We start from the raw sequence: 11,456 nt of genomic DNA, 5'->3' as shown, positions 1-11,456 counted from the left end.
GCGCCCATGCGAGGACCCGCTCGCCCTCGGGGGTGAAGCCCTGGAAGCGCGAGCCGCGCAGCACGAGCTGGACGCCGAAGCGGTTCTCCAGCTGCTTCACGCCAGCCGACAGGGTCTGCTGGGTCACCCCGCAGGCCTCGGCGGCATGGCCGAAATGCTGCTCGCGGGCGAGCGCGAGCAGGAAGTCCAGCTTGTCGATCACCAAGAGGCATTCCGAACGGCGCAGGCCGGCACGGCGCAGCACGCCGGAGGGTAGCGACCCGCCGCCCGAGCCACAACAGGCGGCGGATCCGGGCGCTCAGCGGAACAGGATGAACGCCTTCGATAGGGTGATGCCGATGCCCCAGACGATCGGGATGCCGACCACGGCCCAGGCCAGGGCGGCCGCCGGGGAGAACCCGCCGCGGCCGATGCCGAAGGAACCGGACGGCCCGGCCGCCGCGGCGCCGGCGCGGACGTCGAGGGTGGCGCGCTCCGAATCGGACATGAACCACCGGCTGGCCAGCGGGCGGACGAGCAGGTTGCAGACGAAGCCGACGGCGAGGAAGCCGGCGAGCACGTACATGGTCCGCCCGTAGAGATCCGCGCCCTGGACGCCGGCCGCCGCCTGGGCCTCGCGGATCTTGGTGATCACGAACGGCCCGACGATGCCCGCCGTCGACCACGCGGTCAGCAGGCGGCCGTGGATCGCGCCCACGAACTGCGTGCCGAACACGTCGGCGAGATAGGCCGGGACCGTGGCGAAGCCGCCGCCATACATGGACAGGATCACGCAGAAGATCCCCACGAACAGGGCCTGCGAGCCGATCCCCGCCGCCCAGGGCGCGGCCGCGTAGAGCAGGCCGCCCAGCGCGAAGAAGGTCGCGTAGGTCAGCTTGCGGCCGATCCGGTCCGACATGGAGGCCCAGAAGAACCGGCCCAGGATGTTGAACAGGGACAGCAGCCCGACGAAGCCGGCCGCGATCGCCGCGACCTGCGCCTTCTGGCCGGGATCAAGCGCCGCGAAGCCGGTGCCCGGCAGGCCGATCAGCGAGCCCCCGAAGATCTCCTGGAGCATCGGCGAGGCGAGCGCCAGGACGCCGATGCCGGCGGACACGTTGAGGCACAGGACCAGCCAGATCATCCAGAACTGCAGGGTCCTGTGCGCGTCCCGAAGATGAACGTGGCCCGAGGCGATCATGGCGCTCTTGGAGGCGGCCGGTGTCCAGTCGTCCGGGCGCCATCCGGCCGGCGGCACCCGGTAGCCGAAGGCGCCGCCCAGCATGAACACGACGTAGCCCAGGCCCATCACGGCCAGCGTCTGCCAGACCCCGACTGAATCGGGGCTGCGAAACGTCTTGATCAGGCCGTCGGCCAGCGGGGAGCCGATCATCGCGCCGCCGCCGAAGCCCATGATCGCCATGCCGGTGGCCATGCCGCGGCGGTCGGGGAACCACTTGATCAGCGTCGAGACCGGCGAGATGTAGCCGAGGCCGAGCCCGATGCCGCCGATCAGGCCCATGCCGAGCCAGACCAGCCAGAGCTGGTGGAGGTAGACGCCAAGGGCGCCGATCAGGAAGCCGCCGCCCCAGCACAGGGCTGCCACGATGCCGGCCTTGCGCGGGCCGGCCCGTTCCAGCCACCCGCCGAACAGGGCCGCAGACAGGCCGAGGACGACGATGCCGATCGAGAAGACCGTGACGAGGTCGCTGACGCGCCAGTCGCAGGTGGTGGTGAACAGGGCGGTCATCACGCCCATGTCGGGACAGGCGGCCGGCGCGGGCTTGCCGACCGAGAGCGCCCGGGTCAGCGGCAGCCAGAACACCGACAGGCCGTAGGCCATGCCGATGCAGAGATGGATCGCCAGCGCCGCCGGCGGCACCAGCCACCGGTTGAAGCCCGGCTTGGCGACGATCCGCTCCCGCGACAGCAGACCCGGCGTATCGCCGGGTGCGACCACACCCGCCACTCCAGCACCCATGATTCACTCCCCGCGGCGATCACGTCGATGGACCGCTCGATGCCGCAGGATGCGCGATCTGTGTACACGGTGCTAGCGCGATGCACGCTGAGTGGACAGATTTCCTCTCAAACTGCGCAATCTGTAGGCGAACCGCTGCGCGCCGAAGATTGCCCGAGGGGGAGCCCGCGGTCTGCCGCGACCTCGAAGGCCCCGCCACAGCACACGCCAGCGACCGGTAAAGCGGCGACCGGACGAGTCCCGTCTCCCCTCCTCATCCTGAGGTGACCGCGTCAGCGGGGCTCGACGGAGGGCCCCAGGGATTGCCGTGGCGTGTGGAGGGCTCCTTCGAGGCCTGCGCCACGCTCCGACACCTCAGGATGAGGTCGAGGGCTGGACAGCCGATCCGAGCCGTCTCGATTCGTGCCGTGGACCCTGGGCTCCCGCATATCGGGTCAGCCCTTCATGCGAGACCGGCAGCCGAAGCGTTCCCTACGCGCCGGCACGATAAAAAAGCCCCGGCGCCCGCAGGATCCGGGCACCGGGGTCGCGATCAAAACCACGCCGTGACGTCTTTGCCGGCCGCGTCAGCCGGCGTCGCTGGCGCCTTCGCCGAGCTTCTGCGGGTCGCGGGTCGCCGAGCGCACCGGGCTCTCGGCCTGGGGCTCGGCGCCGCGCAGGGCCCGCTGCACCAGGTCGTCGGCCCGGTCGCCCATCGCCGGCAGGGCGGCTTCGAGCCTCGAGACCATCTTGGGCGTCCAGAAGGCCACGATGTGCTTGTGTATTCCGGCCACCGCCTCCTCCTCCGGGTAGGACCGGAAGAAGGTGGCGATCTGGTTGGCCATGCGGAGGAGCTTGTCCTCCTGGGTCTGCGCGCTCATCGCCTCACTCCGCCGCGTCGAGGCGCTGGGCGATGCGCGTCAGCGAGAAATCCTCCTCGTAGAACTGCGCCTGCCAGTCGGACGGCCGGTTGGTCCGCCGGACCTGTACCGCCGTCACCTTGTATTCGGGGCAGTTGGTCGCCCAATCCGAGAAGTCGGTGGTGATGACGTTGGCGCCGGTCTTGGCGTGGTGGAAGGTCGTGTAGACCACGCCGGGCTGCATCCGTTCCGAGACCTTGGCCTTCAACGCGATGTCGCCCGAGCGGCTCTCCAGGGACACGAGGTCGCCGTCCACGACGCCGCGCAGCTCGGCGTCGAACGGGTGGATCTCCAGCACGTCCTCCTCGTGCCAGCGCGAGTTCTCGGTGCGCCTCGTCTGCGCGCCGACATTGTACTGGGACAGGATCCGGCCCGTGGTGAGGATCAGCGGGAACTTCGCCCCCGTCCGCTCCTCGGTGGCCACGAACTCGGTGATCATGAACCGGCCCTTGCCGCGGACGAACCGGTCCACGTGCATCATGGGCGTGCCCAGCGGCGCCTTCTCGTTGCAGGGCCACTGCACCGACCCGAGTTCGTCGAGCTTGGCGTAGGACACGCCGGTGAAGCTCGGCGTCAGGCCGGCGATCTCGTCCATGATCTCGGACGGGTGGCTGTATTCCATCTTGTAGCCCAGCGCGTTGGAGAGCAGCACCGTGCCCTCCCAGTCGCCGTAGCCGCCGAGCGGCGCCATGACCTTGCGGACCCGCGAGATGCGGCGCTCGGCGTTGGTGAAGGTGCCGTCCTTCTCGAGGAACGAGGCGCCCGGCAGGAACACGTGGGCGTATTTGGCGGTCTCGTTCAGGAACAGGTCCTGGATGACGATGCACTCCATCGCCATCAGGCCCGCGGTGACGTGGTGCGTGTCGGGGTCGGACTGGGCGATGTCCTCGCCCTGGATGTACATCCCCTTGAACGAGCCCTCGACCGCCTCGTCCAGCATGTTGGTGATGCGCAGGCCCGGCGCGCCGTCGAGCTTGGCGCCCCACAGGGCCTCGAAGCTCTCGCGGGTGGCGTCGTCCGAGACGTGGCGGTAGCCGGTGAGCTCGTGCGGGAACGAGCCCATGTCGCAGGAGCCCTGGACGTTGTTCTGGCCGCGCAGAGGGTTCACGCCGGCGCCGAGCTTGCCGATGTTGCCGGTGGCCATGGCGATGTTGGCCATGCCCATGACCATGGTCGAGCCCTGGCTGTGCTCGGTGACGCCGAGGCCGTAGTAGATACCGGCCGCGCCGCCCGTGGCGTAGAGCCGGGCCGCCCCGCGGACCTCCGCCGGGTCGAGGCCGGTGAATTGCTGCTGGTTCTCCGGGGAGTGGCGGTCCTCGGCGATGAACCGAGCCCAGGACTCGAACTCGGCGAGGTCGCAGCGCTCGCGGATATAGGCCTCGTCGACCAGGCCCTCGGTGACGATCACGTGCGCCAGCGAATTGATGAAGGCGACGTTGGAGCCGGGCTTCAGCGGCAGGTGGAAGTCGGCCTTGATGTGGGGCGACTTCACGAGGTCGATCTTGCGCGGGTCCGCGACGATGAGCTTTGCCCCTTGCCGGAGGCGCTTCTTCATCCGCGAGCCGAAGACCGGGTGGCCATCGGTCGGGTTGGCGCCGATCACCAGGATCACGTCGGAATTCTCGACCGACTTGAAGTCCTGGGTGCCGGCGGAGGTGCCGAGCGTCGACATCAGGCCGTAGCCGGTCGGCGAATGGCAGACGCGGGCGCAGGTATCGACGTTGTTGTTGCCGAAGGCGGCGCGCACGAGCTTCTGGACGAGGTAGGCCTCCTCGTTGGTGCAGCGCGACGAGGTGATGCCGCCGACCGAATCTTTTCCGTATGTCGCCTGGATGCGTTTGAACTCGCTCGCCGCCCGGTCGATGGCTTCTTCCCAAGAAACCTCGCGCCACGGATCGGTGATCTTCTCGCGGATCATCGGCTTGGTGATGCGGTCCTTGTGGGTGGCGTAGCCGTAGGCGAAGCGGCCCTTGACGCAGCTATGGCCCTCGTTGGCCTTGCCGCCCTTGTAGGGGACCATGCGGACGACGCGCTCGCCCTGCATCTCGGCCTTGAACGAGCAGCCGACGCCACAATAGGCGCAGGTCGTGACCTCCGCGTGCTCGGGCTGGCCGAATTCGTGGATCGATTTTTCCTGGAGCGTCGCGGTCGGGCAGGCCTGCACGCAGGCGCCGCACGAGACACACTCGGATTCGAAAAAGTTGGTCGGGCCGGCCGCCACGCGGCTGTCGAAGCCGCGCCCCGCGATGGTCAGCGCGAAGGTGCCCTGCACCTCCTCGCAGGCGCGGACGCAGCGGTTGCAGACGATGCACTTCGACGGGTCGTAGGTGAAGTACGGGTTCGACTCGTCCTTCGGCAGGTATTTTTCCGCGGTCGGGGCGACGTGGTTGTCGCCCTCGTAGCCGTAGCGCACGTCGCGCAGGCCGACGACGCCCGCCATGTCCTGCAGCTCGCAATCGCCGTTGGCCGCGCAGGTCAGGCAGGTCAGCGGGTGATCGGAGATGTAGAGCTCCATCACGCCCTTGCGGAGCTTGGCGAGCTTCTCGTTCTGCGTGTGCACCACCATGCCGTTCTCGGCCGGCGTCGTGCACGAGGCCGGCGTGCCGCGCCGTCCCTCGATCTCCACGAGGCAGAGGCGGCAGGAGCCGAAGGGCTCCAGCGAGTCGGTGGCGCAGAGCTTCGGGATCTGCGTGCCGGCATGCATCGCCGCCGCCATCACCGAGGTGCCGGCCGGAACCGTCACGCTCATGCCGTCGATCGTCAGGGTGACGGTCTGCTCCGCGACGCGGATCGGCGTGCCGTAGTCGATCTCTTTGATGAGGGCCATGGCGCTACCTCACTCGGCCGCCGCAGGCAGCGAGCCCGCGCGGCGAAAATCCTCGGGAAAGTGGGTGATCGCGCTCATCACGGGCATCGGCGTGAGCCCACCCATGGCGCAGAGCGACCCGTCGGTCATGACCTCGCAGAGGTCCGCGACCAGCTTCAGGTTCGCCTCCGGCCGAATGCCGGCGATCACCTTGTCCATCGTCTCGACGCCCCGGGTCGCGCCGATGCGGCACGGGGTGCACTTGCCGCACGACTCGGTCGCGCAGAACTCGAAGGCGAAGCGGGCCTGGCTCGCCATGTCGACGGTGTCGTCGAACACGACGATGCCGCCATGGCCGACGAGGCCCTTCTGGGCCGCCATCGCCTCGTAATCCAGCGGCGTGTCGAGCAGGTGATCGGGGAAGTAGGCCCCGAGCGGCCCGCCGACCTGCACGGCCCGGACCGGCCGGCCCGATCGGGTGCCGCCGCCGAACTCCTCGATCACCTGCCGCAGGGTGATGCCGAAGGCCATCTCGATCAGGCCGCCGTGCTTGACGTTGCCGGCGAGCTGGATCGGCAGGGTGCCGAGGGAGCGGCCCATGCCGTAATCGGCATAGGCCTGGGCGCCATGCTCCAGGATCCACGGCACGGCCGTGAAGGTCATGACGTTGTTGACCAGCGTCGGCTTGCCCAGAAAACCCTTGAGCGCCGGGATCGGCGGCTTGGCCCGGACGATGCCGCGCTTGCCCTCCAGGCTCTCCAGCAGCGAGGTCTCCTCACCGCAGATATAGGCGCCGGCTCCAAGCCGCACCTCCAGGTGGAATTTTTTACCCGAACCCAGGATGTCGTCGCCGAGAACGCCGGCGTTGATACCGTTGGCGATCGCTTCCTTCAGCGTCGCGAACGCCTGCGGATACTCCGAGCGCAGGTAGATGTAGCCGCGGGTGGCGCCGGTCGCGATCCCGGCGATGGTCATGCCCTCGATGAGGTTGAAGGGGTCGCCCTCCATCATCATCCGGTCGGCGAAGGTGCCGGAATCGCCCTCGTCGGCGTTGCAGACGACGTATTTCTGCTCGCCCTTGGCGAGCATCACCGTGTTCCACTTGATGCCCGCCGGGAAGCCGGCGCCGCCCCGGCCGCGCAGGCCGGACTCGCGCACCGCCGCGACGATGCCCTCGGCGTCGAGTTTCAGCGCGGCCTCGAGGCCGCGATAGCCGCCATGGGCCCGGTAATCGTCCACGGAGACCGGATCGATCACGCCGCAGCGGTGGAAGGTCAGGCGCTGCTGCCGGGCGAGGTAGGGGATCTTTTCGGGGTCGCCGAGGCGCAGGGCGTGGTCGCCGCCCGTGGTCAGACCGGCGTCGAGCAGGGCGTCGACGTCCTCGATCTTCACCGGGCCGTAGGCGATCCGCCCCTCCGGCGTGCCGACCTCGACCATCGGCTCCAGCCAGGTCAGGCCCCGGGAGCCGGTGCGCACGATGGTGACGTCGAGGCCGCGGCGCTCGGCGCCGGCGAACAGGGCGCGGGCGACCTTGTTGGCGCCGAGGCCGAGGGCGACGGCGTCGCGGGGAACGTAGAGCGTGACGCTCACTGGCGCACCTCCGTCAGGGCAGCTTCGAGGGCGTCGGCGGTCAGGTGCGCCAGGGGCTCACCGTCCACCAAAGCGGCGGGGCCGTTGGCGCAGAGGCCGAGGCAGTAGACCGGCTCGACCGTGGCGCCGCCATCGGCGGTGGTTTCGTGCCAGCCGCAGCCGAGGCGGCCGAGGATCTCCCGGTGGAGCTTGTCCGAACCCATGGCCTGGCAGGCCTCGGCCCGGCACAGCTTCACCTCGTGGCGGCCGGCCGGATGCGCGCGGAAGTCGTGGTAGAAGGTGACGCAGCCATGCACCTCGGCGCGCGACAGGTTCAGCGCCTCCGCGATCAGCGGCACGGCCCCCTGGTCGACGTAGCCGAAGGTCTCCTGCAGCGCGTGCAGGATCGGCAGCGTCGCCCCTTCGAGATGGGTATGTTCGGCGATGATCCCGGTGGCGCGTTCCGCGCTCCAGGGCTCGTGACGCGCCATGATTTCCAACCCAGTCTGTTCCTTTTCTAATGCAAAGAGGAACAGAAATGCCGGTCGGCTTCAATCGTGCTGTCCGGTCGCTCGACAAAGGACGCCTGTCGAACTGTCACCTGCCGTACGGTCGCAGCAAGGGCGTCGGTAAATGGCTGTCACAGAACGCGTTCTTAGAACCGGCCTACTGCCGGAGAAACGTTCTTGCACCGCAACAAGGCTTTGTGCCCTGCAAGAAATTGCATGCTGCCCCGGAAGCTCGCCGTCCCGCGGTGACGCTGCACGCACCGGGAGCGCCCCGGGTCGCGCCCATCGGGCCGCCGGTTCAGAACTCCATTTCCAGCTCTTCGATCTCGTCCGGCTCGTCGGCGGCGGCCTCGGCCCACTCGACCATCAGCGGCCAGTGCAGGATCGTGTCGCGATAGGCGGCGGCGCGGGGCGGCAGAGCGACGTCGTAGGTGCGGAAGCGGGTGCAGACCGGGGCGTACAGGGCATCGGCCAGGCCGGGCCGGGCGCCGAACAGGTACGGCCCCTCGTAGCGGTCGAGGCAATCGTCGAAGATCGTGCAGATGCGGTCGATATCGGCCTTCGCGCCGTTGAATACCCGGAAGCCCGGGTGGAAGGCGCGCAGGTTCATCGGCAGGGCCGAGCGCAGGTTCACGAAGCCGGAATGCATCTCGCCGGAAATCGAGCGGCAATGGGCCCGCTCCGCGACGCTGCCGGGCAGGAAGCCGGCCTCCGGGAAGGTCTCGGCAAGATATTCGGCGATGGCCAGCGTGTCCCAGACGACCACGTCGCCGTGGCGCAGGCGCGGCACGAGGAAGGACGGCGACAGGTGCAGCAACTCCGCCCGGCTGCCGGCATCGGCGCCGGACAGGACCTCCGTGTGGAAATCGAGCCCGGCCATCCGGCAGATCAGCCAACCCCGCAGGGACCAGGAGGAGTAGTTGCGGCTCGAGATGGTGAGCGTAGCAGCCGTCATCGTCCTGCCCCCGGGCACGTCGCCGATCCTGCGGTCTGCGATCCCCGATCCAAGACTTGTGCCGCCCGATGCCGGCGAATCGCGACCCGGCCCGAGTCTACTCCCGCCGCAGCAGCGCGGCGACCTCCGCCTCCTCGGCGGGCGACAGGGTCCGGACCGGCGCGGCCGGCCGGCGGCGGGCGAGGCGCCAGAGGCCGAAGCCGCCGAGCAGGACCGCCAGCACCGGCGTCAGCCACAGCAGCAGCGTGTGCAGGGCGAAGACCGGCCGCAGCAATACGAACTCGCCGTAGCGCGCGACGACGTAGTCCAGCACCGCCCGGTCGCTGTCGCCCGTCTGCAGGCGCTCGCGCACGATCAGGCGCAGATCCTTGGCCAGCGGCGCGTCGGAATCGTCGATCGACTGGTTCTGGCAGACGAGGCAGCGCAGCTCGGCGGAGATCTCCCGGGCCCGGTGCTCCAGGGCGGAGTCCTTCAGCACCTCGTCGGGCTGGACCGCGTGGGCGGGGGTGATGAGCGCGAGGGCCGCAAAGACCGCGAAAGCGAGACGGACCCGCGCGCTCTTCCCTCCCCCCTCCGCGGGGGAGGGTACCCGGCGAAGCAGGGGGGGAGAGGGGCAGCGCGACGGTACAGGATGAGGCTTCCGGTGCGACATCTCCGGATACGGCGCTCCCCTCTCCCGACCCGGCCAGACGGCCGGCCCACCCTCCCCCGCAGAGGGGGGAGGGAAAACCGCGTCGGCCATCATGTCCGCCCTCACTCGGCCGGCACCGCGGCGGGGAGAGGCCGGGCCTTCGCCTTGGCGGGGACGCCCACGCGCATCCGCCGGTCGGTCAGCGAGAGGCCGCCGCCCAGGGCCATGACCACGGCGCCGAGCCAGATCAGCAGCACCAGCGGCTTGTAGTAGAGGCGCAGGCCGACGCCGCCGTCCTGGCCCATCTCGCCGAGGCTGGCATAGACCTGGCTCACGCCGATCGTCAGCAGGCCCGATTCCGTCACCGCCATCTTGCGGCTCGGGTAGAAGCGCTTGCCGGTCTCCACCTGCCCGACCTCGTCGCCGGCGCGCGTCCGGATCGTGAGGGTGGCGGCGGCCTCCTCGTAGTTCGGGCCCTGGCGGGGTCCGACCCTGTCGAGGGTCGCCACGTAGGGTCCCGATACCAGAGTCTGGCCGGGCTTGAGGGTCGCCAGCCCCTCGGTCGCCCAGCCCTGGGCGGCGATGCCGATCACCACCACGCCGACGCCAGCATGGGCGAGCGCGGTGCCCCAGGCCGAGCGCGGGAGGCCCGCGGCGCGGCGTCCGATCTGGCCGAGGGAGCGCGCCCGGCTCGCCCCGTAGCCCAGGGCGCGGGAGACGATCTCCAGGGCGGAGCCGATCAGCAGATAGGCGCCGAGTCCGATGCCGACCGGCGCCATCACCGGCCCGCCCCAGGTCAGGGCCAAGACTGCGAAGCCGATCGCCAGGGCCACCGCCAGGGCGGCGAACAGGCGCTGCGCGGCGGCGAGCACGTCGCCACGCTTCCAGGCCAGGGCCTGTCCGAACGGCACGATCAGCAGGAGCGGGATCGCCAGCGGCACGAAGGTGGCGTTGAAGAAGGGCGGACCGACCGTGATCTTTTCCCCGGTCAGCATCTCCAGCAGCAGCGGGTACAGGGTCCCGACCAGCACGGTGGCGCAGCCCGCCACGAGAAAGAGATTGTTGAGGACCAGCGAGCCCTCCCGGGAGATCGGCGCGAACAGACCCCCCTGGCGCAGCAGCGGCGCCCGCCACGCGAACAGGGTCAGCGAGCCGCCGATGAACAGGATCAGGATCGCCAGGATGAAGACGCCCCGGGTCGGGTCGGTGGCGAAGGAATGGACCGAGGTGATGACGCCCGAGCGGACCAGGAAGGTCCCGATCAGCGAGAGCGAGAAGGTCAGGATCGCGAGCAGCACCGTCCAGACCTTCAGGGCGTCGCGCTTCTCCATCACTACGGTGGAGTGCAGCAGCGCCGTGCCGGCGATCCACGGCATCAGGGAGGCGTTCTCGACGGGGTCCCAGAACCACCAGCCGCCCCAGCCGAGTTCGTAATAGGCCCAGTACGAGCCCATCGCGATGCCCAGCGTCAGGAAGCACCACGCGGTGAGCGTCCAGGGCCGCACCGCGCGCGCCCAGACAGCGTCGATCCGCCCGTCGATCAGCGCGGCGACCGCGAAGGCGAAGCTGATCGAGAAGCCGACATAGCCGATGTAGAGGAGCGGCGGGTGGATCGCGAGGCCGGGATCCTGCAGCAGCGGGTTGAGGTCGTTGCCCTCCAGCGGCGCCGGGATCACGCGGCTGAACGGGTTCGAGGTCGTGATGATGAACAGCACGAACACCGCGGTGATCAGGCCCTGCACGCCCAGGGTGTTGGCGCGCAGGCGCGGCGGCACGGAATTCCTCGCCACCGCCACGCAGGCGCCGAACAGGGTGAGGATCAGGACCCAGAGGAGCATCGAGCCCTCGTGGTTCCCCCAGACGCCGGAGATCTTGTAGATCAGCGGCTTCTGCGTGTGCGAGTTCTCGACGACGTTCTGGACCGAGAAGTCCGAGGTGACGTGCGCATATGTGAGCGCCGCGAAGGCGAACAGCACGCAGGCGAAGGCCCCGAGCGCCGCCTGCGAGGCGGTCTGGCGGAGCGCCGGGTCCCCCGATCGCGCCGCCCAGACGGGCATCACCGTCTGGACGAGGGAGATCGCGAGCGCGAGCGCGAGCGCGAAATGGCCGGTCTCGACGATCATGCGG

The 11,456-nt window shown here is 69.5% G+C and carries 9 protein-coding genes; all 9 read right to left on the bottom strand.

Translation table 11 applies throughout. From position 1 onward, the window contains the following. The coding region (locus MKK69_RS15145) for a LysR family transcriptional regulator (protein ID WP_243969019.1) at positions 1-202 on the bottom strand (202 nt) is incomplete at its 3' end. A gap of 96 nt (positions 203-298) precedes the next feature. Beyond that, on the bottom strand, positions 299-1,960 hold the full coding sequence (locus MKK69_RS15140) for an OFA family MFS transporter (RefSeq protein ID WP_243969017.1): 1,662 nt from the start codon (positions 1,958-1,960) through the stop codon (positions 299-301). A 566-nt stretch (positions 1,961-2,526) separates the two neighbouring features. After that, positions 2,527-2,820, bottom strand: coding sequence for a formate dehydrogenase subunit delta (locus MKK69_RS15135; RefSeq protein WP_243969015.1), 294 nt, complete (start codon positions 2,818-2,820; stop codon positions 2,527-2,529). A gap of 4 nt (positions 2,821-2,824) precedes the next feature. Beyond that, complete coding sequence (gene fdhF, locus MKK69_RS15130; protein WP_243969013.1) at positions 2,825-5,686, bottom strand: formate dehydrogenase subunit alpha; 2,862 nt, start codon at positions 5,684-5,686, stop codon at positions 2,825-2,827. Positions 5,687-5,695: 9 nt separating this feature from the next. Continuing rightward, complete coding sequence (locus MKK69_RS15125) at positions 5,696-7,255, bottom strand: formate dehydrogenase beta subunit (RefSeq protein WP_243969011.1); 1,560 nt, start codon at positions 7,253-7,255, stop codon at positions 5,696-5,698. Next, positions 7,252-7,725, bottom strand: coding sequence for a formate dehydrogenase subunit gamma (locus tag MKK69_RS15120; protein ID WP_243969009.1), 474 nt, complete (start codon positions 7,723-7,725; stop codon positions 7,252-7,254). Before MKK69_RS15120 ends, MKK69_RS15125 begins: the two co-directional genes overlap by 4 nt. A 316-nt stretch (positions 7,726-8,041) precedes the next feature. Continuing rightward, a complete protein-coding gene (locus MKK69_RS15115) occupies positions 8,042-8,698 on the bottom strand; it encodes a glutathione S-transferase family protein (protein ID WP_243969008.1) in 657 nt (218 codons plus the stop codon). A gap of 97 nt (positions 8,699-8,795) precedes the next feature. Then, on the bottom strand, positions 8,796-9,350 hold the full coding sequence (locus MKK69_RS15110) for a cytochrome c-type biogenesis protein (protein ID WP_409564815.1): 555 nt from the start codon (positions 9,348-9,350) through the stop codon (positions 8,796-8,798). A 101-nt stretch (positions 9,351-9,451) separates the two neighbouring features. After that, positions 9,452-11,452 carry a heme lyase CcmF/NrfE family subunit gene (locus MKK69_RS15105; RefSeq protein WP_243969006.1) on the bottom strand — a complete coding sequence of 667 codons (2,001 nt, stop codon included), beginning with the start codon at positions 11,450-11,452 and terminating at the stop codon, positions 9,452-9,454. Positions 11,453-11,456 lie beyond the last annotated feature (4 nt).

This window comes from Methylobacterium sp. J-026 (assembly GCF_022829585.1).
GTDB lineage: Bacteria > Pseudomonadota > Alphaproteobacteria > Rhizobiales > Beijerinckiaceae > Methylobacterium.
The sequence above is the reverse complement of the archived record's forward strand: the minus strand, read 5'-3'. Positions and strand labels throughout refer to the sequence as shown.

Coding starts and splice junctions, on each gene's coding strand:
- MKK69_RS15110 (WP_409564815.1), bottom strand. CDS start 9,350: ATGTCGCACCGGAAGCCTCATCCTGTACCGTCGCGCTGCCCCTCTCCC.
- MKK69_RS15105 (WP_243969006.1), bottom strand. CDS start 11,452: ATGATCGTCGAGACCGGCCATTTCGCGCTCGCGCTCGCGCTCGCGATC.
- MKK69_RS15135 (WP_243969015.1), bottom strand. CDS start 2,820: ATGAGCGCGCAGACCCAGGAGGACAAGCTCCTCCGCATGGCCAACCAG.
- MKK69_RS15115 (WP_243969008.1), bottom strand. CDS start 8,698: ATGACGGCTGCTACGCTCACCATCTCGAGCCGCAACTACTCCTCCTGG.
- MKK69_RS15120 (WP_243969009.1), bottom strand. CDS start 7,725: ATGGCGCGTCACGAGCCCTGGAGCGCGGAACGCGCCACCGGGATCATC.
- fdhF (WP_243969013.1), bottom strand. CDS start 5,686: ATGGCCCTCATCAAAGAGATCGACTACGGCACGCCGATCCGCGTCGCG.
- MKK69_RS15140 (WP_243969017.1), bottom strand. CDS start 1,960: ATGGGTGCTGGAGTGGCGGGTGTGGTCGCACCCGGCGATACGCCGGGT.